The sequence below is a fragment of the Abyssibius alkaniclasticus genome (assembly GCF_020447305.1).
Lineage (GTDB): Bacteria > Pseudomonadota > Alphaproteobacteria > Rhodobacterales > Rhodobacteraceae > Abyssibius > Abyssibius alkaniclasticus.
Genome location: NZ_CP095732.1, coordinates 1,910,702 through 1,934,762, shown reverse-complemented (window position 1 = coordinate 1,934,762; position 24,061 = coordinate 1,910,702). Strand labels below are relative to the sequence as shown.

The 24,061-nt window shown below is 61.7% G+C and carries 24 protein-coding genes; 16 read left to right on the top strand and 8 right to left on the bottom strand.

Annotated features, from left to right (window positions below; genetic code table 11):
• Positions 1-34 precede the first annotated feature (34 nt).
• The 5 genes from ccmA (at position 35) to LGT41_RS09670 (ending at position 2,803) form a co-directional block, all read left to right on the top strand.
• Positions 35-670, top strand: coding sequence for a heme ABC exporter ATP-binding protein CcmA (gene ccmA / locus LGT41_RS09690; protein ID WP_274126675.1), 636 nt, complete (start codon positions 35-37; stop codon positions 668-670).
• Positions 667-1,323 carry a heme exporter protein CcmB gene (gene ccmB, locus LGT41_RS09685; RefSeq protein ID WP_274126674.1) on the top strand — a complete coding sequence of 219 codons (657 nt, stop codon included), beginning with the start codon at positions 667-669 and terminating at the stop codon, positions 1,321-1,323. Before ccmA ends, ccmB begins: the two co-directional genes overlap by 4 nt.
• Positions 1,324-1,388: 65 nt before the next feature.
• Positions 1,389-2,114: a heme ABC transporter permease gene (locus LGT41_RS09680; protein WP_274129705.1), complete on the top strand. Its 726-nt coding sequence runs from the start codon at positions 1,389-1,391 to the stop codon at positions 2,112-2,114.
• Positions 2,114-2,269: a heme exporter protein CcmD gene (ccmD, locus tag LGT41_RS09675; protein WP_274126673.1), complete on the top strand. Its 156-nt coding sequence runs from the start codon at positions 2,114-2,116 to the stop codon at positions 2,267-2,269. Before LGT41_RS09680 ends, ccmD begins: the two co-directional genes overlap by 1 nt.
• Complete coding sequence (locus tag LGT41_RS09670; protein WP_274126672.1) at positions 2,270-2,803, top strand: DsbE family thiol:disulfide interchange protein; 534 nt, start codon at positions 2,270-2,272, stop codon at positions 2,801-2,803.
• Here LGT41_RS09670 and LGT41_RS09665 read toward each other — a convergent pair whose 3' ends face one another.
• From LGT41_RS09665 to LGT41_RS09645, 5 genes are all read right to left on the bottom strand, one after another.
• Positions 2,804-3,433 carry a septation protein A gene (locus LGT41_RS09665; RefSeq protein ID WP_274126671.1) on the bottom strand — a complete coding sequence of 210 codons (630 nt, stop codon included), beginning with the start codon at positions 3,431-3,433 and terminating at the stop codon, positions 2,804-2,806.
• A gap of 2 nt (positions 3,434-3,435) precedes the next feature.
• Positions 3,436-4,338, bottom strand: a complete 903-nt coding sequence (locus LGT41_RS09660) for an EamA family transporter (protein ID WP_274126670.1) — start codon at positions 4,336-4,338, stop codon at positions 3,436-3,438.
• A 48-nt stretch (positions 4,339-4,386) separates the two neighbouring features.
• The gene (ftsY, locus tag LGT41_RS09655) at positions 4,387-5,412 is read right to left on the bottom strand and encodes a signal recognition particle-docking protein FtsY (protein WP_274126669.1); all 1,026 of its coding nucleotides are present in this window, start codon (positions 5,410-5,412) and stop codon (positions 4,387-4,389) included.
• A gap of 65 nt (positions 5,413-5,477) precedes the next feature.
• Positions 5,478-6,137 carry a lysoplasmalogenase gene (locus LGT41_RS09650; protein ID WP_274126668.1) on the bottom strand — a complete coding sequence of 220 codons (660 nt, stop codon included), beginning with the start codon at positions 6,135-6,137 and terminating at the stop codon, positions 5,478-5,480.
• 6 nt (positions 6,138-6,143) lie between these two features.
• On the bottom strand, positions 6,144-7,829 hold the full coding sequence (locus LGT41_RS09645) for an NAD(P)H-dependent oxidoreductase subunit E (protein WP_274126667.1): 1,686 nt from the start codon (positions 7,827-7,829) through the stop codon (positions 6,144-6,146).
• Positions 7,830-7,995: 166 nt separating this feature from the next.
• Here LGT41_RS09645 and LGT41_RS09640 point away from each other — a divergent pair, with 166 nt between their 5' ends.
• The 4 genes from LGT41_RS09640 to LGT41_RS09625 are packed head-to-tail and all read left to right on the top strand — an operon-like array spanning position 7,996 to position 10,232.
• Positions 7,996-8,457 carry a hypothetical protein gene (locus LGT41_RS09640; RefSeq protein ID WP_274126666.1) on the top strand — a complete coding sequence of 154 codons (462 nt, stop codon included), beginning with the start codon at positions 7,996-7,998 and terminating at the stop codon, positions 8,455-8,457.
• A complete protein-coding gene (locus LGT41_RS09635) occupies positions 8,454-8,933 on the top strand; it encodes a hypothetical protein (RefSeq protein ID WP_274126665.1) in 480 nt (159 codons plus the stop codon). Before LGT41_RS09640 ends, LGT41_RS09635 begins: the two co-directional genes overlap by 4 nt.
• Before the next feature lie 14 nt (positions 8,934-8,947).
• Complete coding sequence (locus tag LGT41_RS09630) at positions 8,948-9,343, top strand: hypothetical protein (RefSeq protein ID WP_274126664.1); 396 nt, start codon at positions 8,948-8,950, stop codon at positions 9,341-9,343.
• Complete coding sequence (locus LGT41_RS09625; protein WP_274126663.1) at positions 9,336-10,232, top strand: phosphotransferase; 897 nt, start codon at positions 9,336-9,338, stop codon at positions 10,230-10,232. Before LGT41_RS09630 ends, LGT41_RS09625 begins: the two co-directional genes overlap by 8 nt.
• Here LGT41_RS09625 and LGT41_RS09620 read toward each other — a convergent pair.
• Both LGT41_RS09620 and LGT41_RS09615 read right to left on the bottom strand, forming a co-directional pair.
• The gene (locus LGT41_RS09620; RefSeq protein WP_274126662.1) at positions 10,229-10,852 is read right to left on the bottom strand and encodes a class I SAM-dependent methyltransferase; all 624 of its coding nucleotides are present in this window, start codon (positions 10,850-10,852) and stop codon (positions 10,229-10,231) included. The genes LGT41_RS09625 and LGT41_RS09620 overlap by 4 nt on opposite strands.
• A 69-nt stretch (positions 10,853-10,921) precedes the next feature.
• The gene (locus tag LGT41_RS09615; protein ID WP_274126661.1) at positions 10,922-11,758 is read right to left on the bottom strand and encodes a prephenate dehydratase; all 837 of its coding nucleotides are present in this window, start codon (positions 11,756-11,758) and stop codon (positions 10,922-10,924) included.
• 150 nt (positions 11,759-11,908) lie between these two features.
• Between LGT41_RS09615 and LGT41_RS09610 the strand changes: the two genes are divergently transcribed.
• From LGT41_RS09610 to LGT41_RS09590, 5 genes are all read left to right on the top strand, one after another.
• Complete coding sequence (locus tag LGT41_RS09610) at positions 11,909-12,421, top strand: c-type cytochrome (RefSeq protein WP_274126660.1); 513 nt, start codon at positions 11,909-11,911, stop codon at positions 12,419-12,421.
• Positions 12,422-12,604: 183 nt separating this feature from the next.
• Entirely contained in the window at positions 12,605-14,509 is a 1,905-nt protein-coding gene (locus LGT41_RS09605) for an extracellular solute-binding protein (protein WP_274126659.1), read from the top strand.
• A gap of 3 nt (positions 14,510-14,512) precedes the next feature.
• A complete protein-coding gene (locus LGT41_RS09600; protein WP_274126658.1) occupies positions 14,513-15,604 on the top strand; it encodes a microcin C ABC transporter permease YejB in 1,092 nt (363 codons plus the stop codon).
• The gene (locus LGT41_RS09595) at positions 15,601-16,707 is read left to right on the top strand and encodes an ABC transporter permease (protein ID WP_274126657.1); all 1,107 of its coding nucleotides are present in this window, start codon (positions 15,601-15,603) and stop codon (positions 16,705-16,707) included. The genes LGT41_RS09600 and LGT41_RS09595 overlap by 4 nt, the downstream gene beginning before the upstream one ends.
• Entirely contained in the window at positions 16,704-18,293 is a 1,590-nt protein-coding gene (locus LGT41_RS09590; RefSeq protein ID WP_274126656.1) for an ABC transporter ATP-binding protein, read from the top strand. The genes LGT41_RS09595 and LGT41_RS09590 overlap by 4 nt, the downstream gene beginning before the upstream one ends.
• Before the next feature lie 226 nt (positions 18,294-18,519).
• Here the strand turns inward: LGT41_RS09590 and LGT41_RS09585 are convergent, their stop codons facing one another.
• Positions 18,520-22,128 carry a hydantoinase B/oxoprolinase family protein gene (locus tag LGT41_RS09585; protein ID WP_274126655.1) on the bottom strand — a complete coding sequence of 1,203 codons (3,609 nt, stop codon included), beginning with the start codon at positions 22,126-22,128 and terminating at the stop codon, positions 18,520-18,522.
• Positions 22,129-22,278: 150 nt separating this feature from the next.
• Here LGT41_RS09585 and LGT41_RS09580 point away from each other — a divergent pair, with 150 nt between their 5' ends.
• Positions 22,279-22,968 (top strand): molecular chaperone DjiA, encoded by a 690-nt coding sequence (locus LGT41_RS09580; RefSeq protein ID WP_274126654.1) that lies wholly within the window; start codon positions 22,279-22,281, stop codon positions 22,966-22,968.
• Positions 22,965-24,011, top strand: a complete 1,047-nt coding sequence (locus tag LGT41_RS09575) for an endonuclease/exonuclease/phosphatase family protein (protein WP_337993007.1) — start codon at positions 22,965-22,967, stop codon at positions 24,009-24,011. Before LGT41_RS09580 ends, LGT41_RS09575 begins: the two co-directional genes overlap by 4 nt.
• Positions 24,012-24,061: the final 50 nt, after the last annotated feature.

Below are 24,061 nucleotides of genomic sequence, written 5' to 3'. Positions count from 1 at the left end.
TCCCCCGAATGCGCAAATCCGCTAAGCCGAGGCCATGATGCTGAATGTCAGAGATTTATCCTGCAACAGGGGGGGGCGCGCGGTTCTGGCGGGGCTTGGCTTTTCTCTTGGCTCCGGGCAGGCCTTGTTGCTGCGCGGGCCGAACGGGGTTGGAAAATCAACCCTGCTGCGCGCGCTGGCGGGGCTGGTGCCCTGCAAAGGCGATGTGCATTTGGGCACGATCGCACTTGGCGATAGTGTCTGGGCTGAGCAGGTTGTCTATGCCGGGCATCTGGATGCCATAAAGCCGCAATTGAGCGTTGCCGAGAACCTGCGCTTTTGGGCGGGGGTGTTTGGCGGCGATGCTGATGCCACGCTTGACGCCTTTGATCTGGCACCACTGGCAGGGCGGTTGGCTGGCGATTGTTCGGCCGGGCAAAAACGGCGGATCGGGCTTGCGCGGCTGGTCTTGGCCAAGCGCAAGCTGTGGCTGCTGGACGAGCCGAGCGTGGCGCTGGACAGCGGTGCCACGGCCCTGCTCTGCCGCCAGATCAACGCGCATTGTGCAAGCGGCGGCTTGGCGATCATTGCCACGCATATGCCGCTGGCGCTGAACACTGCCGAAACGCTGGTGCTGAGCGCGCCCACGGCCAGAATGGCCGACCCGTTCCTGGACGGGGCTTTCGCATGAGGGCGCTGTTGCTGCGCGATTTGCGGCTGGCCTTGCGCAGCGGCGGCGGCGCGGGGCTGGGGCTGGCGTTCTTCCTGATCGTGGTGATGCTCGTGCCCTTTGGCATTGGGCCGGATACGGCGCTGCTGGCGCGGGTTGCGCCGGGGGTTTTGTGGGTGGCGGCGCTGCTGGCCTGTTTGCTGAGCCTCGACCGGCTGTTTCAGGCCGATGCGGAAGATGGCAGCCTTGATATCATTGCGCTTTCGCCCCTGCCGCTGGAGGCGGCGGTGCTGGTCAAGGCGCTGGCGCATTGGCTGACGACGGGCCTGCCGCTGGTTGTGGCCGCACCCGTGCTGGCGGTTACGCTGAACCTGCCGAGCGGGGGCTATGGCTGGCTGGTGGCAAGCCTGCTGGCGGGCACACCGGCGCTTTCCGCCCTTGGGGCCTTTGCCGCCAGCCTGACCGTGGGGCTGCGGCGCGGCGGGCTGTTGCTGTCGCTTCTGGTGCTGCCGCTTTACATTCCAACGCTGATATTCGGGGCGCGCTGCGCGGCCAATGCCGCCAGCGGCCAGCCCGCCCTGCCCGCCTTTCTGATATTGGCGGGGATAAGCCTTGCCACGCTGGCGCTTGCCCCTTTTGCCGCCGCCGCCGCACTGCGCAGCCAGCTTCGCTAGCTGGCTGACCAACCTGTGACCTTATGGCAATTGCACCGCCCTGCCCGGCGCGTTACCTATGGCGCATGTCATTCTGGGAATTCGCAAATCCGGCCCGATTCATGCGCCTTTCGGCGCGGCTTTTGCCGTGGTTTGGCGGCCTCACGCTGGTTGCACTTGGCGGCGGGCTGCTCTGGGGCTTTTTCCTGACACCGGATGCCGATCTGTTCGGCTCGACCGTCAAGATCATCTATCTCCATGTGCCCAGCGCGTTTCTGGCGGTGAATATCTACTTCATGATGTTCGTCACCTCGCTGATCTGGCTGATCCGCCGGCACCATGTATCGGCGCTTGCCGCGAAATCTGCGGCACCGATTGGTGCGGCGATGACGCTGATTGCGCTGATCACCGGCGCGCTGTGGGGCCAGCCGATGTGGGGCACCTGGTGGGTATGGGACCCGCGGCTGACCTCGTTTCTGATCATGTTCGTCTTTTACCTTGGCTATATCGCGCTTTGGGCGGCGATTGACGAGCCGGACAAGGCGGCGGACCTGACCTCGATTCTGGCGCTTGTCGGCACGGTCTTTGCGGTTCTGAGCCGCTATGCGGTGAATTTCTGGTCGCAGGGGCTGCACCAGGGCGCGAGCCTGTCGATGGATCGCGCGCAAAATGTCGCAAACGTGTATTGGTTCCCGCTGGTGCTGACCATCGTGGGGTTTTTCGCGCTGTTCATCTGGCTGCTGCTGATCGGCACGCGCAGCGAAATTCGTGCCCGCCGGTTGCGCGCACTTGAAATGCAGGGGGCTCGCTGATGTTTCCAGATCTGGGAAAATACGCCGATACGGTGCTGTTCTCATATGCGGCCGCCCTGTTGATTCTGGCCGTGCTGGTGCTGGCCTATACACGCCGCAATGCGCGCATCCGCCGCGCGCTTGTGGCCGCTGAAACACGGCGGGAGGCTGCTTGAATGGCTAAGATTTCACCACTTGTCCTGATTCCGCCGCTGGCTTTCGCAGCCCTTGGCGCCCTGTTCTTTTTCGGGCTGAACCGCGACGACCCCAGCCAGTTGCCAAGCGCCTATATTGGCCAGGCGGTGCCGGAAATGACGCTGGAGCAGCTTGGCGCAAACACCATGCTGACCCGGCAAGCCCTTACAGCGCCGGGCGTCAAGCTGGTGAATTTCTGGGCAAGCTGGTGCGGGCCGTGCCGGGTGGAACATCCAAGGCTGGTGGAACTCGCCGCAGCGGGCATTCCCGTTTACGGGATCAACTACAAAGACCAGCCCGAACAGGGGCTTGCCTTTCTGGCAGAGCTTGGCAACCCCTATGAGGCTGTCGGGGCCGATTCATCGGGGCGCACGGGGATAGACTGGGGCATTTACGGCGTGCCGGAAACCTTTGTGATCGACAGCCAGGGCCGCGTTGTCGCCCGCCATGCCGGCCCGCTGACACGCGATATCGTGAACCGCATCATCATGCCGGCGATTGAAGCCGCCGAATAGCTATTCGGTCGGCTTGTCGCCCTCTTCCACGGCATATTTGGTGAACAGGCTCATCTGGGTCATGATGAACACAAAGCTGGCCAGCGGCAGGCCGAAGGTTTTGAAATTGACCCAGATATCGGTGTCAAAGCTGCGCCAGATCACCTCGTTCGCCACGGCCAGCGCCAGAAAGAACAGCGCGAAGCGTTTGGTGAAGATCATCCAGCCCTCGGGCTGAAGCGGCAGATTGTCGCCCATCAGATATTCCAGATAGCTTTGGCCGCGCAGCAGGCCAAAGCCAAGGATTCCACCAAAGGCCAGATAGAGGATGGTTGGCTTCATCTTGATGAAGGTCGCATCTTGCAGCCACAGCGTGAGCCCGCCGAAAATGACCACGATGACCGCCGTGATGACCGCCATTTTGGGCAGATGGCGCGCCACGACCCAGCTATAGACAAGGCTGGCCAGCGTGACCGGCACAAACACCGCCGTGGCAAAGATGATTTGCGCAAGCTGGCGGGCCTCGTCGCCAAGGCCCGCTTCGGTTGGGGCAAAGCGGTAGGCAAGGAAGAACACCAGCACCGGGCCGAGTTCGACCGCCATTTTGCGCCACCCGCCCAGTTGTTTCGGGTCTTGCGGTTTACGCTCCATCTTCAGCCTCCAAATTCCACAATGATCGCGCCCAGCGCGATGCCTGCCATGAGTAATCCGCGCGTCCAGCCCACGGTTTCTTTCAATACCAGCCAGCCGATCAGCGCGGCAATGACGGTGGATGTTTCGCGCAAGACTGCCGCCTCGCCCACCTTGTCAAGCCGTGTTGCCATCATGACCGAGCCGAATGAGATATAGGCGATCAGCCCGCCAATGAAACCCCGTTTGAGCAAAGCGCCGAGATTCGGCCGGTTGCTCATGGCACGAAAGCGGCGCAGGGCTAGCAGCGGAAAGATCAGCCCGTCGAGAAAAAAGAACCAGGCCAGAAAGGTGAACGGATTGGCCGTGGCGCGGATGCCGTAGGCATCGTAAGTGGTGTAGATGGCCACGAAAATGCCCGTGGCAAAGGCCAGCGCAATGGCGGCGCGCAGCCGGGCCGGGTCGATATTCACGCGCGTCAGGTTGAAGGCCGCCAGCCCGAAAATGCCGCCCGACAGCGCCAGCACGCCCAGCCATTGCAAGGCGCTGAAATGCTCGCCAAACACGATGCCTGCCGCAATAACGGTGATCAGCGGGCCGGTGCCGCGCACAACGGGGTAAACCACGGTATAGGCGCCGCGCTCGTAGGCCATTGCCTGCAAGAGCTTGTAGCCGATATGAATGACCATCATGCCGGCAAAGATCGGCCACATATGCGGCTCGGGCCAGGGCACGACGAACAGCGCGAAAGGTGCGGCCATAAGCGCGTAATTCGCATCTATCGCGCCACGGGTGAGCCACGGGTCGAACCGGCCCTTTTGCAGCGCGCCAAACACCGCATGTGAAAACGCCGCCAGCAAAGCAAGGCCCATCGCCAGAAGGCGGCCGGTTTCGGTGCCCTCGATGGAAAGAAGCCACTCTGTCATATGCGGGCGCTCATCACGGCGCTCATCACGGCGCTCATGAAGGCGACATCAGGACTCGGCCCCTGTCAATGCGCGCGCGAAATCGGCGGCATCAAACGGCGCAAGATCATCGATGCTTTCACCAACCCCGATGGCGTGAATGGGCAGGCCAACCTGATCGGCCAGCGCGACAAGAACGCCGCCCTTGGCGGTGCCGTCGAGCTTGGTCATGACAAGGCCGGAAACATCGGCGATGCGGGTGAATTCCTTTACCTGGCTCAGCGCGTTCTGCCCGGTGGTCGCATCCAGCACCAGCAGGGTGTTATGCGGCGCGTCGGGGTCTATCTTGCGCAGCACACGCAAGATCTTGGCCAGCTCTTCCATAAGATCGGCGCGGTTCTGCAACCGCCCTGCCGTGTCGATCATCAACAGATCGGCGCCGTCATTTCGGGCGCGCTGGAAGGCCTCATAGGCAAGGCTGGCCGGGTCGGAGCCTTCGGGGGCGGTCATGACCGGCACGCCGGCGCGATCACCCCAGACCTGCAATTGCTCAACGGCGGCGGCGCGGAAGGTATCGCCCGCCGCGATGACAACCGATTTTCCGGCGGCCTTGAACTGGCTGGCGAGCTTGCCGATGGTCGTGGTCTTGCCAGAGCCATTGACGCCGACCACCAGCACCACCTGCGGGCGTTTGGCATAGAGCGGCATGGGGCGCGCCACCGGCGCAAGGATTTTGGCAACCTCGGCGGCGAGCAGCGATTTGATTTCGGCCGCGCCAAGTTTTTTGCCAAAGCGCCCTTCGGCCAGGGCGGCGGCGACCTTCAGCGCGGTTTCAACGCCCATATCGGACTGGATGAGCAATTCCTCAAGGCTTTCGAGCATCGCATCATCCAGCACGCGCGCCGATGCATCGCGCCCCAGGGCACGGGCCAGAAAGCCGGGTTTTTGCGCCATAGGCGTGGGCAGGGGGGCTGCGGCTTCGGCCTCCTGGGGCAGGGTTTCGGCGGGGGCGTCGGCAATAATCGCCTCCAACCCCTCGTCAAGCCTGGAGGAGGATTTGAACAGGCGGGTTTTGAGCGTGTTGAAAAATGACATCGCAAAAGGCTCCTAGCGTTCAGTCCACCTAATACGCATTGCGCCGCAATGGAAGGGGGGCCGGGCTAAACGAGGTTGCCCAAACCCACCGCCAGCAACAATTGGGCCGAGTAATACAGCACCCAGACAATGCGCGGCATTCCCGCCGCGCGCGACGCTTCGGGGGTGAGCAGGAAGGTTTCCGCCGCCAGAACCGCATCGGAGATGATGAACAGGGCCGCGCCCAGCAGCACCACCATGCCCGCCAGGCTGACGGCGCCGCCAATCGCCACGGCGCCCATCGCGCCGATTATCAGCGCATAGGCGGCAACGGGAAGGCGCAGCGCGCCCGCGCGTGGCCAGAGTTGGCGCAACATGCTGATGAGCAGCAGGACGAGGGCGGCGAGCGCGCCATATTGCCAAAGCGCGCCAAAGCCCCACGCATAGCCGAGAATGGCAAGGATATAGGCCAGATGCGCCAGCGCAAAGGCCAACATGCCTGCCAGAAAGGCGCGCGGGCCGGGGCGCGACAGCGCGTAGTCGCCAAGGGCCGAGGCGGCGAGGCCAAGCACCAGCGGCCAGGGCGCCCCCGCCAGCGCCACGCCCAGCGACAGCAGCGCCACGCTGCCGGTTTTGGTCAGGCTGCGCGCCAAGCCCGGCGGCTGGCCCGCAAAAGCAAGCAGATAAACGGCCGCCAGCACCATGCCAAGGCTGGCGGGGGCGATCAGCAGCAGGGTTTCATCCATACGGGGCTAAATCTCGTCAGGGAAATGCTGCATGGTCAGGCGAATGGGGTTGGGCGCGGCCTGGCCAAGGCCGCAAATGCTGGCATCGGCCATTGCGGTGCAAAGCTCTTCCAGCAAGGGCTGGTCCCATGTATCGGCCTGCATCAGCTTCACGGCCTTTTCGCAACCCACGCGGCAGGGGGTGCATTGCCCGCAGCTCTCATCTTCAAAAAACCGCAGCATGTTCAGCGCGGCGGCCTTGGCAGAGTCCTGATCCGACAGCACAACCACCGCCGCCGAGCCGATGAAGCTGCCATGCGGTTGCAGCGTGTCAAAATCGAGCGGGATGTCGGCCATGCTTGCCGGCAAAAGGCCCGAAGATGGCCCGCCGGGCTGATAGGCCTTGAAGCGATGGCCCGCCAGCATTCCACCCGCGGCCGCAATGATATCGGTGATGGTCGAGCCCGCGGGCAGAAGATGCACACCGGGCTTTTGCACCCGGCCTGAAACCGAATAGCTGCGCAAACCCTTGCGGCCATTCTTTTCGGTGGCGTTCAGCACCTGCGCACCTTCACGGCAGATCCGCGCCACCCAGTGCAGGGTTTCGACGTTATGCACCAGTGTGGGCCGGTTGAAAATGCCGACCTGTGCCACATAGGGCGGGCGGTGGCGCGGCAGTCCGCGCTTGCCTTCAATGCTTTCGATCATCGCGGATTCTTCGCCGCAGATATAGGCGCCAGCCCCGCGCCGAAGGTCGATATAGCCGGGTTTGACAATGCCCGCCACTTCCAAAGCGGCAATCTCGCGGCGCAGAATTTCCAGCACGGCGGGGTATTCATCGCGCATATAGATGAAGACCTTCGCCGCGTCGACCGCCCAGGCGGCTATCAGCATTCCTTCAAGAAAAACATGCGGTTGGCGTTCGAGGTAAAAGCGATCCTTGAAGGTGCCCGGCTCGCCCTCATCGCCATTTACGGCCATATAGCGCGGGGCGGCGGCACCGCGCACAAAGCTCCATTTCCTGCCCGAAGGAAAGCCCGCACCGCCAAGGCCGCGTAAGCCGGCATCAAGCAGGGTTTGCTGGATTTCATCGACATTGCCGCTGGCGCGCAAATCGCGCAGCACGGCATAGCCGCCCTGATCGGCATAATCGGCAAAGGGCTGATAGGGCGGAATATGGGCGTGGGTATCATCCGCCGCAATCGCCGCAGCCACCTTTTCGGGCGTGGCATGGTCGATATGGTTATGGCCGATTTCCAGCACAGGCGCCGTATCGCAGCGCCCCATGCAGGGCGCACGCAGCACGCGCACGGCGCTGGCATCAAGCCCGGATTCCAGCGCGGCTTTTAGCGCCTGCGCGCCCGCAAGTTCGCATGACAGCGAATCGCATACGCGGATGGTCAGCGCGGGGGGCGGCGTTTGCCCCTCTTTCACCACATCGAAATGCGCATAAAACGTGGCCACTTCGTAAACCTCGGCCTGCGCAAGGCGCATTTCCTCGGCCAAGGCGCGCAGATGGGCGGCGGAAATATGCCCATATTCATCTTGAACGAGGTGCAGATACTCGATCAGCATATCGCGCTGGCGCGGGCGTTCGCCCAGCAGGGCGCGGATATTTTCATGCGCCGCATCATCGAGCTGGCGGCCCTTGGGGGTGTGCCGCCCCTTGCCTGGCGCCTTTTTCCACACGCCTTTACGTTCGTCCAATGCCATAATCCCTCTTGCGCCGCTGCTTTCCGGTTGCGCGGCCACCTTAACAGGCACAATCGCGGCGCAAAGGTAAAATGCGACGAATTGAAGCCTAAACCGCCCGCATTGTTTTTATCCTGTCAGGTATTAGATTCGACCGGGTGAGATGATTCTTTTTGAAAGCAGTTTGATGATAAAACCGATGATGGCCGCGCTGGCCCTGTTTGCGCCGCTTGGCCTGCAAGCCCAGAGCCAGGAGATTTGGGCCGATCGCTATGACAAGGGCATTCCCATCGGCCCCGAGGCGTTTGGCGCCATGACGGAAGGCCGCGCGATGACCTATTCCAACGGGTTTCAGGATGTCTATGTCGAATATTATCCGCCCGGCACGAATGCGGTGATCTTGCGCTATGTCGGCGCCCCCGAAAACGAATGCCAGACCGGCATCTGGCGCCCCGAAGGCGAGCTGATCTGCTTTGACTGGGATAATGGTGGCTCGGTCTGTTCAGGCTGGGTTGAACATGACGGGGTGATCATTTCGCAACTGTTCGAGGATGGGCTGCCGCTTGGCGGATTCGAGCCGATCTCGCAATTCAGCGAAACGCCCATAAGCTGCACATTGGGCATGGTCAGCTACGAGCCGGCGCAATGAGGCTGGTTTTGCCGCTGATACTTCTGGCCGGCAGTGCATGGGCCGAAGACTGGTCGGACCTGGCCGCGCTGCAAAGCCGCGTTACATCCGCCCCGATGCTGAGCGAAAGCGAATGGCGTGAAATGGTTGAAGGCCGCACTGTAACCTACACAATAGACAACGAATTTTTCGCGCGCGAGTTTTATGTGACCGGCACAAACCGCGTGGTGATTGCCGTGAATAACGGCATTTGCCTGAACGGCATTTGGTATATGGATGGCCCCGCCTTCTGCTTTGAATGGGAAGGGGCGGCGCCAAGCTGCTTTACCCATCATCGGTTGCAGGAGGGTGTCTATATCAACGGGCTGGATGAAAGCGACGGTATTGAAATTCAGTTCGTGGCCGATGTGCGGCGCACGGTTGTGCAATGCGGCGACGAGCTGTTGAGCAGCCTGCCGCAAAGCCCCACGCAGCCCCTGCTGCCGGTGGCCCGATGAGGTGGGCTGTTTTTATGGCCGCGCTGTTTTGTGCCGGGGCCGTGCAGGCGCAAACCGCGATCATGCCCGATGAATTTGGCGCCGCTGCCGAAGGACAAACCTATTGGTATTCGGAAAACGGGTATCATTACGGTGCGGAGCAATATTTCGAAGATCAGACGGTGATCTGGCAAGACCGCGATGGCAATTGTCTGCGCGGAAGCTGGTATGCGGCGGGGCCGCAAATGTGCTTTGTCTATGATAATGACCCCGAGCCGGATTGCTGGACAATGTCCAGAACCGACGATGGCCGCGTGATGATCGAAAGCACTCGGTTGCCCGATGACCCGGCCGTGCCGCCTTTGGTGCTGGAATTGATTCGCCGCACCCCCCTGCCCATTGCCTGCACCGGGCCGCTACTGGGTGTCTGAACAGGCGCGCATTGCGGCGCTCTTGGCCAGTGGCGCCCTGCCCGGCGGGCTTGTGCTGGAACGCGGGCTGACCGCGCGGCGCGGGCAATCGGTGTTTGCTGCACGGTTTGACGGCGCTGCGGCAATCATCAAATCCTATGCGGGTGAAAGTGCCAGCACACGCGCTGCAAATGCCGCCAAGGCATTGAGCGCGGCGGCTGAACGCATGACCGACCCCGCATTTTCCGTGCCAAGCCTGCTTTGGGCCGCGCCTGAACACGGGCTTGTGGTGATGGCACGGCAAAGCGGCACCCCGATGAGCGCGCTTTTCGCCGCGGAACCCGCCCTGCCCGAGCGCAACCGCCTGCTGGGTTTGGCCGCAGAATGGTTGCTGGCCTTTTGCGAAGGGCAGGATACGGCCCCGCATTTCTATCCGATGGGCTGGATCGACCGCGCGGTAAAAGGGCATGATCTTGCCGCCCTGCCCGCCGAGGCCGCGCGTTTGCACGGCGCGCTGCGCGCCCAGATGGCGCATGTGCGCGGCCTTGCCTTTCAGCGCGGCGGCTTGCATGGCGATTTTGTGCCAGACAATCTGCTTGTGCAGGGCGAAACGGTGTGCGGCATAGACATTCAGGGCAGTTTTACCCTGCCCTTGCTGCGCGAAGTGGCAACATTTCTTGTCTGGCTGACCTTCAAAACACCACAAGGCGCGCTTGTCTGCGGCATTGGCCAGCAGGATGAGGCAACCCTGTGCGCCGCGCTGGATGCAGGCCCCGAAGCGCGGCCGATTCTGCACTTCTTCATTGGCGAACAATTGCTGCGCCGCCGTCTGGATGTGGGGGCCAGCCCCTGCCCCACGGTGCTGGCCATCATGATCGACAACTATCTGGCCGCCTTTGCCACGCCCTAGCGTGCTGGTTTGCGCATGATCGCGAACATCGCCTTGCCGCGCCCCGGCTGCCAGTGGCTATGGTCTTCAAACCCGGCGCGCCGCATGTCATTCAGCAGGGATTCGGGCGAGAAATAGCGCACAAGCGGCGCTTTGCCGAACAGGCGCATCAGCGGAATCGCCGTGCGAATCGGCAGGTTCCATTTGCTGATACAGGCGGTGGATGACACGAAATAGCCGCCGGGCCTGAGCATGGTGAAAATGCGCGCCAGGGCCGCGTTATGATCGGGCAACAGGTGCAACAGGCTCATCGCCAGCACGATATCGGCGCTTTCCGGGGCCACATTGGCGGTTTCGATGGCCGCGCATTCCAGCGTGACGTTCTTCACCCCCGCCTGCGCAACCTTGTCGGCGGCAAGGTCAAGCATGGCCTGGGACAGGTCCACCGCCTGCACATGCGCCACATGCGGGGCATGGGCAATGGCCGTGCCGCCGGTGCCGCAGCCAAATTCAACCATATGCATGTCGGGGCGCAGAAGCGCCTGCGTTTCTGCCAGCTTGCGCGCATAGATCTCGGGGTCAGAGATTTTCATGGCGGCATAGCGCGGGGCGGCCCTGTTCCAGAACGTTGCGCTGCTCATTGGCAATCCTATGACTGTTGAACCGCCACATGACATAGGCAGCAAACAGGCGCGCCGCAAGCCAAGCGCCTAGATTTGCACCAGCTTGCGCAATGAATGCGCCTTGTAAGTGCCGAGAATCGAAAGTGAATTGGTGAAATAGCGCAGCTCTTCCAGCGCGCGGGCAACCGGCGCATCATCGGGGTGGCCCTCGATATCGGCATAGAACTGCGTGGCGGTGAAACTGCCGTTCAGCATGTAGCTTTCAAGCTTCACCATATTCACACCATTGGTGGCAAACCCGCCCATCGCCTTATACAGGGCGGCCGGAATGTTGCGCACCTGAAAGACGATCGTTGTCATATTGTCATCGCCGGGCGAGGCTTTTTGCGGCTCGGGTGCCGTGACCAGAAAGCGCGTGGTGTTGTTGGACTGGTCCTCGATATGTTCGGCCAGCGGCACAAGCCCGTAAATCTCGCCGGCCAGCGGCGAGGCAAGTGCGGCAAGTGCCGGGTCATTCGCATCGGCCACATGCTTGGCCGAACCGGCGGTATCGGCGCCGATAAGCGGGCGGATGGCGTGTTCGGCCAGAAAGCTGCGCACCTGACCAAGCAGCACCACATGGCTTTGGGCCTGGCGCACATCGGCCAGTTTTGCCCCCGGCACGCCAAGCAGGTTGATATGCACGCGCACGAAATGCTCGCCAATAATGTGCAAGCCGCTTTCGGGCAGCAAATGGTGGATATCGGCGACGCGCCCATAGGTCGAATTTTCAACCGGCAGCATGGCCAGATCGGCGCGGCCTTCCTTGACGGCGGCAATGGCGCCCTCGAATGAATTGCAGGCAATCACCTCGGCATTCGGGTAGGATTCAACGCAAGCCTGGTGCGAATATGCCCCCAATTCGCCTTGAAAAGAGATTTTCATTGCTTGCCCCCGGTGCTTTATGGCTGCTATGCGGTCGATAAGTCGCATTTAGAGTGTCTTGCGCACATCTATGTGAAGCGGCTAGAAGAAGCCAGAGTTTTGAGTGGGTGGTGCCCCGGACAGCGCACATACAGACAAGGAATTGCCAGCATGGACACAATGAGAGTTACCAAGATCGTCGGTGGGGTCTGCGGATCGCTGCTGGTTCTGCTGTTGGTCAAATGGGGCGGCGATATTATTTTTGTGGGTGCCGAGGGCGAAGACCATGCAGAGCAGGCCTATTCCATTGCCGTGCCCGACAGCAGCGCGCCGGTTGCCGCGGTCGTGGAAGTGCCCTTTGCCGAAATTTATGCCAGCGCCGATGCGGCCCTGGGTGAGCGTGTCTTTGCGAAATGCGCCACCTGCCACAAGGTCGACCCGGGGAACAATGCCGTTGGCCCCACTTTGTTTGGCATCGTTGGGCGCGCGCCGGGCTCTGAACCGGGCTTTAGCAACTATTCCGATGCGATGCTGGCCGTAACCGAACCCTGGACGCCGGAACATCTGAACACATTCCTGACCCGCCCGTCCGATGCGGTTCCCGGCACGGCGATGCGCTTTAGCGGGCTGCCCAAGCCGGAAGACCGGGCCAACCTGATCGCCTATCTTGCAACCTTGCAGTAAAAGGTGCGCATGATCTGCTGAAAAGCCGCCCCCGGGGGCGGTTTTTTTGTGCCTCACTTTTTTGTGCGCCAGAATTTGCGCGTATCACGCGGGCTTCACATATTCGCGTATTGCCCGCCCCTGCCCGCCTCGTTAGCATTGGGGCAAAAGGGCCGTAAGCGCCCGCAGCCTGGAGGTATGCCGATGTCTGGTCCGAATGCGCAAAACCCTGTCAAAGCCAAAGCCATTGCCCGACCGGCACCAATGCACCGGCTTGCACTGCCGCTGATGGCGCTGCTGCTGGCAATGTTGGCGCTGTTCGGCACGGCCCGCGCGCAAGACACCACCATCGCCCATGCAATTTCCAAATTTGGCGACATCCGCTATCCGGCCGATTTTGAGAATTTCGACTATGTAAACCCCGATGCCCCCAAGGGCGGCACGTTTTCAACCTGGGCCTATGGATCTTTTGACACGCTCAACCCCTATTCGGTGAACGGTGTTGCCGCCTCGGGCGCGAATATCATGATTGAACGGCTGATGACCGGCACACAGGATGAACCGGACACGGTATATGGCCTGCTGGCGGAAACGGTTGAATACCCGGCCGACCATTCTTGGGCGATTTTCACGCTGCGCGAGGGGATCCGGTTTTCCGATGGCACGCCGGTGACCGCCGCCGATGTGGTCTTCTCGCATAACCTGTTTGTCACGCAGGGCATTCCGGATTTCGCCGCTGCGGTAAAGGCCGGCATTCCGAATGTCGAGGCGCTGGATGACCGGCGCGTGAAATTCTATTTTGCCGAGCCGAGTGAAACGACCGACTGGATTCAGCAAGCCGCTGCGACGCCCGTGCTGAAAGCCTCGCAGTTTGAAGACCGCGAGCTGACCGACACCACGCTGGAGCCCTATATCGGCACCGGCGCCTATATGTTTGACGATATGGATACGGGCCGCTGGATCCAGTATCGCCGTAACCCGAATTATTGGGGGGCGGATCTGCCCATCAATGCCGGGCAGAACAATTTTGATGTGATCCGCTACCAGTATTATTCCGACCCGACAGCGGCCTTCGAGGGCTTCAAGGCGGGGGAATATCTGTTCCGTTCGGAAAACTCCTCGGCCGCCTGGGCCAATGACTATGATTTCCCGGCCCTTACAAATGGCTGGGTGATCAAAACCGAACTGCCCGATGGCGATATCGGCCAGGCGCAGGGCTTTGCCTTCAACCTTTACCGGCCGCAATTCGCCGACCCGCGCGTGCGTCAGGCGATTGGCATGGCCTTCAACTTTGAATGGTCGAACCGCACGCTGTTTTACGGGCTTTACAAAAGGGTCGATTCCTTCTGGGAAAACTCGGTTCTGGAAGCCCAGGGCGACATTCCCGATGACGAACGCGCGATTCTGGAACCGCTGGCCGCCGATCTGCCGCCCGAAGTCTTTAGCGAACCGGCCTATTCGCCGCCTGTTTCCAGCGACAACCAGGCCGACCGCGCGGTGCTGCGCGCCGCCGGCCGCCTGCTGGACGAGGCGGGCTGGACCGTGGGCAGCGATGGCAAGCGGCGCAATGCCGATGGTGTGGTGCTGGAGGCTGAATTCCTCAACTATTCGCCGCTGTTTGACCGGATCATCAACCCCTATATCGAGAATCTCGAACGCCTGGGTGTGGTGGCCACAATGCGCCGTGTCGATACGGCGCAATTCGTGGAGCGCAGCCGCAACCGCGACTTTGACATCGTGATCGACACGTTTGCCAACAGCCTGACACCGGGTCTGGGCACGGCGCAGACCTACCATTCCGACAATGCCACCGGCGAAACCCGCAACACGACAGGCCTGGCCAACCCGGCCATTGATGCGCTGGTTGAAATGCTGCCCAATGCGAAAACCCGCGACGAGTTGAACCTGATCACCCGCGCGCTGGACCGGGCCTTGCGCGCCATGCATATCTGGGTGCCGCAATGGTATAAGGATGTGCATACCGTCGCCTTCTGGGATACGTTCGGTATGCCCGACCAGGCGCTTTCGCCTTACGCGCTCAACCCGGCCGGCACATGGTGGTGGGATGCTGAAAAGGCCGCCGCATTGCAGGCAGCCGGCGCGCTTTAAGCAATGGGCGCCTATATTGTCCGCAGGCTGCTGCTGATCATCCCCACGCTTCTGGGCATCATGATCATCAATTTCAGCCTGATCCAGTTTGTGCCCGGCGGCCCGATCGAGCAGATGATCGCGCGGCTTGAAGGCCAGGGCGATGTCTTTGCGCAAATCGCCGGCACAGGGGCCGATGCGGGCATGAACGAGGCCGCAGCCAGTGGCGATGAAAGCTACCTTGGCGCGCGCGGCCTGCCCCCGGAATTTCTGGCCAAGCTGCGGGCGGAATACGGCTTTGACAAACCGTTCTTCACCCGCTTTGGCGAAATGATGTGGAAATACATCCAGTTCGATTTTGGCGAAAGCTACTTCAAATCGGTGCGCGTTGTGGACCTGATCATCGATAAAATGCCGGTATCCATATCGCTGGGCCTGTGGTCCACCCTGCTGGCCACGATCATTTCCATCCCGCTTGGCATTGCCAAAGCGGTGCGCGACGGGTCGCGCTTTGATACGGTTTCCTCGACAATCATCATTGTAGCCTATGCAATTCCGACCTTTCTGTTTGCGGTCATGCTGATGATCTTGTTCGCGGGGGGGTCGTATTGGCGGATATTTCCGCTTTCGGGCCTCACCTCGGACAATTGGGACGAGCTTACGCTGCTTGGCAAGATCGGCGACTATTTCTGGCATATCACCCTGCCGGTGGTTGCCAGCACAATCGGCGGCTTTGCCTCGCTTACGCTGCTGACAAAAAACAGCTTCCTTGATGAAATTCGCAAGCAATATGTGGTGACTGCGCGCGCCAAGGGCCTGACCGAGCGGCGCGTGCTGTATGGCCATGTGTTTCGCAACGCCATGCTGATTGTCATTGCCAGCTTTCCGGGCATGTTGATTGGCGTGCTGTTTGGCGGCTCTGTCATCATCGAGACGATTTTCAACCTCGATGGGCTGGGGCGGCTGGGCTTTGAGGCGGCCTTGCAGCGCGATTACCCGATCATGTTCGGCACATTGTTCTTTTTCACGCTGCTGGGTCTGCTGATCGGGCTGATTTCCGACCTGATATACGTCTGGGTCGACCCGCGCATCGATTTCGAGGCGCGCCGCACATGAAGCTTTCGCCCATCGCACGCCGCCGCTGGCGCAATTTTTCGGCCAACCGGCGGGCTTTTTACAGCCTCTGGATCATGTCGGCGCTGCTGTTTGTGTCGCTCTTTGCCGAGTTTGTGGCCAATGACAAACCATTGCTCGTTTCCTATCGCGGCGAATGGCGTGTTCCGGTGCTGAATTTCTATTCCGAACAGCAATATGGCGGCGAATTCGGCTCGGAGGCCGATTATACCTCGGCCGAGGTGAAATGCCTGATCCGCAGCGGCGGGCTCGATGCCTGTCTGGATGATCCGCAAGGCATTTTTAAAGATGCCGCCGATGGCGTGGTGGCGGGTGAGGCGGTTGAGAAAGGCTGGATGCTCTGGCCGCTCATCCCCTACCATTTCACCACCGTCAATTACGATGTGCTGACCGCGCCGAGCGCGCCCGATGTCAACCATTGGCTTGGCACCGATGATGAAACCCGCGACATTGGCGCGCGCATCATCTACGGCTTTCGCATTTCCATGCTGTTCGCGCTGACGGTGACGATCGTCACCTCTGTTCTGGGCATTGCAGCGGGGGCCGTTCAGGGGTTTTTCGGCGGCTGGGTCGATCTGTTCTTCCAGCGGTTTATCGAAATCTGGACCTCGATGCCCACGCTTTATGTGCTGATCATCCTGGGGTCGATCTTCCGGATGAACTTCTATCTGCTGACGCTGATCATCATTGCCTTTGGCTGGACGGCGCTTGTGGGCGTGGTGCGCGCCGAATTTCTGCGCGCCCGCAATTTTGAATATGTGCGCGCGGCACAGGCGCTGGGGGTCAGCGACCGGACCGTGATGTTCCGCCATATCCTGCCCAACGCGCTGGTGGCCACGGTCACGCTGCTGCCCTTCATCATTGTCGGCGCGATTGCCACGCTCACGGGGCTCGACTTTCTGGGCTTCGGCCTGCCGGCCAGCTACCCGTCGCTGGGCGAGCTGGCACAGCAGGCCAAGCGGTATATCATGTCGCCGCATCTGGGCATTGCCGCCTTTGTGACGATGACCGTGATGCTGTCGCTGCTGGTGTTCATTTTCGAGGGCGTGCGCGACGCGTTCGACCCACGGAAGATTTACGTATGAACGCGCCCTTGCTGGAAATTTCGGGACTGAACGTGCGCTTTGGCGGCAACCATGTCGTGAAGGATGTGGCGCTTACGCTCGATGCGGGCCAGACACTGGCCATTGTGGGCGAAAGCGGGTCGGGCAAATCGGTTTCGGCGCTGGCCTCGGTCGGGCTGCTGCCCGACAGCGCGGCGGTGACAGGCTCGATCAAGTTTCGCGGGCAGCAGATGGTGGGGGCATCCGCCGCCACGTTGCGCAAGATCCGCGGCAAGGATATCAGCCTGATCTTTCAGGAGCCGATGACCAGCCTGAACCCGCTGCACACGATTGAAAAGCAGCTTCTGGAAACCCTGAACCTGCACCAAAGCCTGCGCGGCGCCGCGGCGCGCGCGCGGGTGGTGGAACTTTTGGAACGCGTCGGCATTGACAAGCCCGAAACACGGCTTGCCGCCTATCCGCACCAGCTTTCCGGCGGGCAGCGCCAGCGCGTGATGATCGCGATGGCCCTGGCCAACCGCCCGGCGCTGCTGATCGCGGATGAGCCGACAACCGCGCTGGATGTTACGATTCAGGCGCAGATTTTGCAGCTTCTGGCCGATTTGCAGCGCGAATCCGGCATGGCGATGCTGTTCATCAGCCATGATCTTGGCGTTGTCGAGCAGGTGGCCGATTATGTGGTTGTCATGCAGGCGGGCGAGGTTGTCGAGCATGGGCCAAAGGCCGAAATCATGCGCAACCCGCAGCACCCCTATACAAGGGCGCTGCTGGCCGCCGGGGCCGTGGGCCAGCCCCCCGTCGTGGCCAAGGCCGCCACGGAGTTGTTGCAAACCGATGCACTGCGCATCTGGTTCCCCGTCAAGCGCGGGCTTTTGATGCGCACGGTCGACCATATCAAAGCGGTGAACCATGTGGATTTGTCGCTGCGCGCCGGTGAAACGCTGGCGATTGTCGGCGAAAGCGGTTCGGGCAAGTCGACCGTGGCGCTGGCGCTTCTGCGGCTGGTCCGCTCGACCGGCGCCATCAATTTCAACGGGCACGCCCTGCAGGGGATGAATGCCAAAACCATGCGCCCGCTGCGCCGCGATTTTCAGATCGTGTTCCAAGACCCGTTCGGCTCGCTCTCGCCGCGCATGACTGTGGGCGCGATCATTGCCGAAGGGCTGGGGGTGCATAAAATCACCGTCGAGCCCGAAGCTGCCGTCGCTGAAATCATGCGCGAAGTCGGGCTCGACCCGGACATGTCCGACCGTTACCCGCATGAATTTTCCGGCGGCCAGCGCCAGCGCATCGCCATTGCCCGTGCGATGATTCTGCGCCCGAAACTGCTGATACTGGACGAGCCGACAAGCGCGCTTGACCGCACGGTGCAAGTGCAGATTGTGAACCTGCTGCGCGATTTGCAGGCGCGCCACGGGCTGGCCTATATTTTCATCAGCCATGATCTGCGCGTGGTGCGCGCAATGGCGCATCGCGTGATCGTCATGCAAAAGGGCGATGTGGTGGAGCAAGGCACGGCGGATGCGATTTTTGATGCCCCCAAAACCGAGTATACGCGCGCGCTGATGAAGGCGGCACTTGCCGTTTCGCCTGAAACGGCGGGCTGAAGGGAAGCCGCGCGGACACCTAAACCCGCACTGCCATGCGCCTGCGCGGAATCAAGGGCGGCACGCCCGCCGCGCATCGCCGGGCCGCCCCCCCCGGACCGGCGATTTGGTGAGGCTAGGCGCATTGTTCGCGCGTTATTCGGGGTTGAACCATAAACTGCGTTGCCCCACCCTCAGATCGCCGCTCCGCGGCCCTGCAATGCGCGGCTATCGCAGCGTTGTCCGCCTACACCCCGCAGCCACCACCACCCGGCGTTTCCAGCCACCATGTATCGCCTGCCTGCAACTCGGTTTTATCGGCTGAACGCAACTCATCGACCGTGCCATCGGCGCGGATTATCTGCGAGCGGCCAAGCCCGCCGGGCGCGCCGCCATCCAGCCCCGGCGGTGGCACGATGCGGTGGCCCGACAGGATGGCCAGCGTCATCGGTTCCAAAAACCGGATGCGCCGCGTGGTGCCATCGCCGCCCCTAAAGCGCCCCGCCCCGCCCGAGCCTTCGCGGATTGAAAACTCGTCCAGCACAACAGGATAGCGCCATTCCAGCACCTCCGGGTCGGTCAGGCGGGAATTGGTCATATGGGTATGCACGCCGGATGTGCCGTCATGCCCCGTGCCATCCACCGCCCAGCCGGCGCCAGAGCCGCCACAAACGGTTTCATAATACTGGTATTTCGCATCGCCCCATGTGGTGTTGTTCATGGTCGATTGCGCCGCCGCCTGCACGCCCAGCGCCAGCAACAGCGCCGAGGTCACGGCCTGCGAGGTTTCCACATTCCCGGCAATCACCGCCGCCGGGTAGCGCGGCGACAGCATCGTGCCGGGCGGCAAAATCACTTCAAGCGGCTTCATCACCCCTTCATTCATGGGGATATTGTCGGCCACAAGCAGGCGGAAGACATAAAGCACGGCGGCGCGGGTTACAGGTTCTGGCGCGTTGTAGTTGGTCGCCAACTGGCCGGTGGTGCCGGTAAAGTCGATCACCGCCGAACGCGCGGCCTGATCCACCCGCACTTTAACCGAAATCTGGCGCGGATTGCCGTCAAAATCCGGGTCCATCTTATAGGTTATTTCGGCGTCTTTCAGGCTTTCAATGGCGCGGCGCACGCATTCTTCGGCATTGTCCTGCACATGGCGCATATAGGCCTGCACCACGTCCAACCCGAACTGGCCTACCATTTTGCGCAATTCCTGCGCGCCCTTCTCGCATGATGCCACCTGCGCGCGCAGATCGGCCATGTTGATATCGACCGCGCGCACCGGGTGCTTGGCGCCCAGCAGCAGATTGCGGGTTTCATCCTCGCGCAAGCGGCCCTGATCGACCAGCTTCCAGTTGTCGATATAGGCACCCTCGTCATGAATATCGCGGCTGTCGGGCGGCATGGAACCGGGGGTGAGACCGCCAACATCGGTATGGTGGCCCCGGGCCGAGGTGTAAAACAGCACGCTTGCGCCCGCATCATCCCAAACCGGGGTGACAACGGTGATATCGGGCAGATGCGTGCCGCCATTATAGGGCGCGTTCAGCACGAAGACATCGCCGGGTTTCATGCCGGGGTTCTGCGCGATGACAGTTTTGACAGAGGCGCCCATGCTGCCAAGATGCACCGGCATATGCGGGGCATTGGCGATGAGGTCGCCTGCCGCATCAAACACCGCACAGGAAAAATCGAGCCGTTCCTTGATGGTCACAGAGGCGGCGGTATTTTCCAGCACAGCGCCCATCTGTTCGGCGATCGACATATAAAGGTTGTTGAACACCTCCAGCATGACCGGATCGGCCTTGGTGCCAAGCGCATGGTCGCGCGAAATGGCCGCGATGCGGCGCAGCATGACATGGTCATGCGGTGTAACCTCGGCCTGCCAGCCGGGTTCGATCACAATGGCGGTATGGCGCTCGACCAGCACGGCGGGGCCGGTCAGCCTGTCGCCGCAGCGAAGGCTTTCGCGTTTCACAAAGCGCGACTCCTGCCATGCGCCCGCCATATAGACCGGGGCGATCAGCGCGGTTTCATAGGCGGATTCATCGCGCGATTGCCGTGGCTGTTCCGGCTCGGACAGGTCGGTTGCATGGCCGATGCTCTCCACGCTCACCGCCTCGATGATCAGCGGCTTGTCGCCCGGCTCAAAGCCGAAACGCGCCTTGTGGGCGGCAGCAAAATCGGCGCGCATCGCCGCCTCGTCGGCAAAGGCGACGGGCAGCGCGGTATCGGTGCCTTTCACCTTCAGATGCAGTTGCATATGCTCGCAGATATCCGCCTCGGCCACGCCCTGATCGGCCACCTCCTGCCAGGAAGCCATTGATAACGTGTCGAGAATTGCAGCCGCCTCCAGGCGGGTGGTGTCGGATAGCTCGGCCTCCATCGCCTGAACACGGGCGGCGCGAATATCGGCAAGGCCCATGCCATAGGCCGAAAGCAGGCTGGCCATTGGATGGATGAGCGCGCGTTTCATGCCCAGCGTGTCGGCAATGGCGCAGGCAAACTGCGCCCCGGCCCCGCCAAACACCGCCAGCGCGTAGTTCGAAACATCATAGCCGCGCTGCACCGAAATTTTCTTGATGGCATTGGCCATATTCTCGCTGGCAATACGCAAGTAACCCTCGGCCAGTTCTTCGGCAGGTTTGCCGATTTCGGCGGCAAGCGTGGCGAATTTGGCGCGGGTGGCCGCCACATCCAGCGGCGAATCGCCATTGGGGCCAAAGATGGCGGGGAAAAACTCGGGGCGCAACCGGCCTGTCAGCACATTGGCATCGGACACGGCCAGCGGCCCGCCGCGCCCATAAGCCGCCGGGCCGGGATTGGCGCCGGCACTTTCAGGGCCAACGCGCATCCGGCTGCCATCATAGGCCAGCAACGAGCCGCCACCAGCGGCCACCGTGTGGATATTCATCATCGGCGCGGTAATCCGCACGCCTGCAACATTGGTGTTGAGAACGCGCTCGAAAGCACCCGCGTAATGGCAGACATCGGTGCTTGTGCCGCCCATGTCAAAGCCGATGATCCTGCCCTCGCCCGCAATTTCAGCCGTGCGCACCGCGCCGACAACGCCACCGGCGGGGCCGGAGAGAATGGCGTCTTTCCCCTGAAACTTATGCGCGTCGGTCAGCCCGCCCGAGGATTGCATGAACATCAGCTTGCCGGTCATATCGCCTTCAAAGGCGGCGGCGACACGGTCGATATAGCGGCGCAGAATGGGGGTAAGATAGGCGTCGACCACGGTGGTATCGCCCCGGCTGACCATTTTCATCAGCGGGCTGACCCGGTGGCTGACCGAGACTTGCGTGAACCCGGCCTCGCGGGCCAGTTCGGCGGCACGCGCCTCATGGTCGTGATAGCGATAGCCATGCACAAAGACGATTGCACAGGCGGCAAGGCCGGCGCTGCGCGCGGCTTTGAGCTGCGCCTTCAGATCATCCTCATCCAATGGGCGCTCGACCGTGCCATCGGCGCGGAGGCGTTCATCGGCCTCGATCACGCGGGAATAGAGCATTTCGGGCAAAATGATATGCCGGTCAAACAGGTTGGGGCGGTTCTGATAGGCCAGGCGCAACTGCTGGCCCAGCCCGCGCGTGGCGATCAGCACCAGCGGCTCGCCCTTGCGCTCCAACAGGGCATTGGTGGCCACCGTCGTGCCCATTTTCACGGAATTCACGCGCGCCGCCGGAATGGGCGCATCGGGGTTCAGCCCGAGAAACCGGCGAATGCCGTGCAAGGCGGCATCAACATAAAGTTCGGGGTTTTCCGAAAGCAGCTTGGCGGTGTGCAGCGCGCCTTCACGATCGCGCGCGACGATATCGGTAAATGTGCCGCCTCGGTCTATCCAGAAATCCCACATTGCCTTGCCCTTTCCAATCGCTTGGGCATTGGTAGCCGCGCGAAGGGGCGGGTGCAATCGCTGTAACGCCGCTGTTGCGATAACGGGCAAATCGCGAAAAGTTTTTGCAAAGCCGCTGGCGCTTGCGGGCCAAGGTGATAGGCTGGGGATATGTCGATCTGGGCCCGCATAACCGAAGCATTGCGCGCACTGGCCAGCGGTGAATCGCTTGCCAGCCTGTTCGATTTTGGCCGCACACCGCCTGAAAAATCGGTCGCATTCACCATTGCGGTAATTGCGCTTGGGGCGAAAATGGCCAAGGCCGACGGGCATGTGACGCGCGATGAGGTGGTTGCCTTTCGTGAGGTTTTTCAGATTTCTGCCGCTGATGAGGCGCAAGCGGCGCGCGTGTTCAACCTGGCGCGGCAGGATGTTGCCGGGTTCGATGTTTACGCCCGCAAGATTGCCCGCATGTTCGGCCCCGGTGCCGAATTGCTGACCACGCTGGTGGAAGGGCTGTTCCATATGGCAATGGCCGATGGCGAATATGACCCGGCCGAAGATGAATTCATTGCCGAAGTCGCGCGGATTTTCGGGCTGGGCGAAAAGCTGTTTGCCTGCCTGCGCGCACGCTATGTGCCGGGGGCCGAGCCCGACCCGCTTTCGGTGCTTGGCGCGCCCGATGGGGCCGATCTGGCGGAAATTCGCAAGATCTATCGGCGGTTGGTGCGCGAAAACCACCCCGATGCGATGATCGCCAAGGGCCTGCCCGAAGAGGCGGTTGCGCTGGCCAATACGCGGCTGGCCACGATCAACCGCGCCTGGGAAGAGGTGCAGCAGCGCATGGGCGCGCTGGCATGAGCCTGCGGGTGGCAACCTGGAATATCGAGTGGTTCGGCAATCTGTTTGACGGGCGCTCGGCGCTCAGGCTCGATGATGACTGGTCGGCGCGCTACAAGGTCACGCGCGCTGAACAGGGTGCGGCGATTGCCAGGGTGCTGCGCCGGCTAGATGCCGATCTGCTGCTTGTTGTGGAGGCTCCGAACACCGGAAAACGGCAATCGACCGTGCGGGCGCTGAAGAATTTCGCTGCCGCCTTTGGCTTGCGGCAGTCGGCGGCGGCGATTGGTTTTGCCAATGACACGCATCAGGAACTGGCGGTCATGTATGACCCCGACACGCTTTCGCTGCGCCACGATCCGCGCGGGGTGCCGGGGGATGCTGCGCGCGCCGTTCATGCGCCGCGTTTTGATACGCAGTTTCGGCTGGATGTGGATGTCGACGGTCAGCCGGATGTGCATATATTTTCCAAGCCGCCGGTTGAAATGGAAATCAGGCTGGCGGCGGGTGGCAAGGCGCTGCGGCTGATCGGGGTGCATACCAAATCAAAAGCCCCGCACGGGGCGAAAAACGAGGCCGAGGAACTGGCGATTTCGATTGCCAATCGCCGCAAGCAGCTTGCGCAATGCGTGTGGCTGCGCCAGCGGGTTGAGGACCATTTGCGCGACGGGGATGACCTGATCGTGCTGGGTGATTTCAACGACGGGCCGGGGCTGGATGGCTATGAAAGACTGTTCGGGCGGTCTGGTGTTGAGGTTGTCCTGGGGATGGATGCGCCTGAGGATCGGCAATTGCGTGAGCCCCATGCCCGGATCTGGCTGGACCCGCGGCAGGGCTGGTCGCTGTCGACCGCGCGTTTTTATTCAAAGCCCTACAGGCGTTATCTGAATGCCTTGCTGGATTATGTGATGCTTTCGCCCGGTCTGGCAGAACGCGGCGCTGCGGCATGGCGTATCTGGCACCCGTTTGATGACCCGGACTGCTTTGATGATGATGCGATGCGTCTGGCCTTGCTGGCCGCTTCGGACCACTTTCCGGTTTCGGTTGATCTTGAATTGCCCTGACGGGCGGTCGCCGGGGGTTTCACACCCCCGGACCCGATGCTGTTAGCCGG

Coding starts and splice junctions, on each gene's coding strand:
- ccmA (WP_274126675.1), top strand. CDS start 35: ATGATGCTGAATGTCAGAGATTTATCCTGCAACAGGGGGGGGCGCGCG.
- ccmB (WP_274126674.1), top strand. CDS start 667: ATGAGGGCGCTGTTGCTGCGCGATTTGCGGCTGGCCTTGCGCAGCGGC.
- LGT41_RS09680 (WP_274129705.1), top strand. CDS start 1,389: ATGTCATTCTGGGAATTCGCAAATCCGGCCCGATTCATGCGCCTTTCG.
- ccmD (WP_274126673.1), top strand. CDS start 2,114: ATGTTTCCAGATCTGGGAAAATACGCCGATACGGTGCTGTTCTCATAT.
- LGT41_RS09670 (WP_274126672.1), top strand. CDS start 2,270: ATGGCTAAGATTTCACCACTTGTCCTGATTCCGCCGCTGGCTTTCGCA.
- LGT41_RS09665 (WP_274126671.1), bottom strand. CDS start 3,433: ATGGAGCGTAAACCGCAAGACCCGAAACAACTGGGCGGGTGGCGCAAA.
- LGT41_RS09660 (WP_274126670.1), bottom strand. CDS start 4,338: ATGACAGAGTGGCTTCTTTCCATCGAGGGCACCGAAACCGGCCGCCTT.
- ftsY (WP_274126669.1), bottom strand. CDS start 5,412: ATGTCATTTTTCAACACGCTCAAAACCCGCCTGTTCAAATCCTCCTCC.
- LGT41_RS09650 (WP_274126668.1), bottom strand. CDS start 6,137: ATGGATGAAACCCTGCTGCTGATCGCCCCCGCCAGCCTTGGCATGGTG.
- LGT41_RS09645 (WP_274126667.1), bottom strand. CDS start 7,829: ATGGCATTGGACGAACGTAAAGGCGTGTGGAAAAAGGCGCCAGGCAAG.
- LGT41_RS09640 (WP_274126666.1), top strand. CDS start 7,996: ATGATAAAACCGATGATGGCCGCGCTGGCCCTGTTTGCGCCGCTTGGC.
- LGT41_RS09635 (WP_274126665.1), top strand. CDS start 8,454: ATGAGGCTGGTTTTGCCGCTGATACTTCTGGCCGGCAGTGCATGGGCC.
- LGT41_RS09630 (WP_274126664.1), top strand. CDS start 8,948: ATGGCCGCGCTGTTTTGTGCCGGGGCCGTGCAGGCGCAAACCGCGATC.
- LGT41_RS09620 (WP_274126662.1), bottom strand. CDS start 10,852: ATGAGCAGCGCAACGTTCTGGAACAGGGCCGCCCCGCGCTATGCCGCC.
- LGT41_RS09615 (WP_274126661.1), bottom strand. CDS start 11,758: ATGAAAATCTCTTTTCAAGGCGAATTGGGGGCATATTCGCACCAGGCT.
- LGT41_RS09610 (WP_274126660.1), top strand. CDS start 11,909: ATGGACACAATGAGAGTTACCAAGATCGTCGGTGGGGTCTGCGGATCG.
- LGT41_RS09605 (WP_274126659.1), top strand. CDS start 12,605: ATGTCTGGTCCGAATGCGCAAAACCCTGTCAAAGCCAAAGCCATTGCC.
- LGT41_RS09600 (WP_274126658.1), top strand. CDS start 14,513: ATGGGCGCCTATATTGTCCGCAGGCTGCTGCTGATCATCCCCACGCTT.
- LGT41_RS09595 (WP_274126657.1), top strand. CDS start 15,601: ATGAAGCTTTCGCCCATCGCACGCCGCCGCTGGCGCAATTTTTCGGCC.
- LGT41_RS09590 (WP_274126656.1), top strand. CDS start 16,704: ATGAACGCGCCCTTGCTGGAAATTTCGGGACTGAACGTGCGCTTTGGC.
- LGT41_RS09585 (WP_274126655.1), bottom strand. CDS start 22,128: ATGTGGGATTTCTGGATAGACCGAGGCGGCACATTTACCGATATCGTC.
- LGT41_RS09580 (WP_274126654.1), top strand. CDS start 22,279: ATGTCGATCTGGGCCCGCATAACCGAAGCATTGCGCGCACTGGCCAGC.
- LGT41_RS09575 (WP_337993007.1), top strand. CDS start 22,965: ATGAGCCTGCGGGTGGCAACCTGGAATATCGAGTGGTTCGGCAATCTG.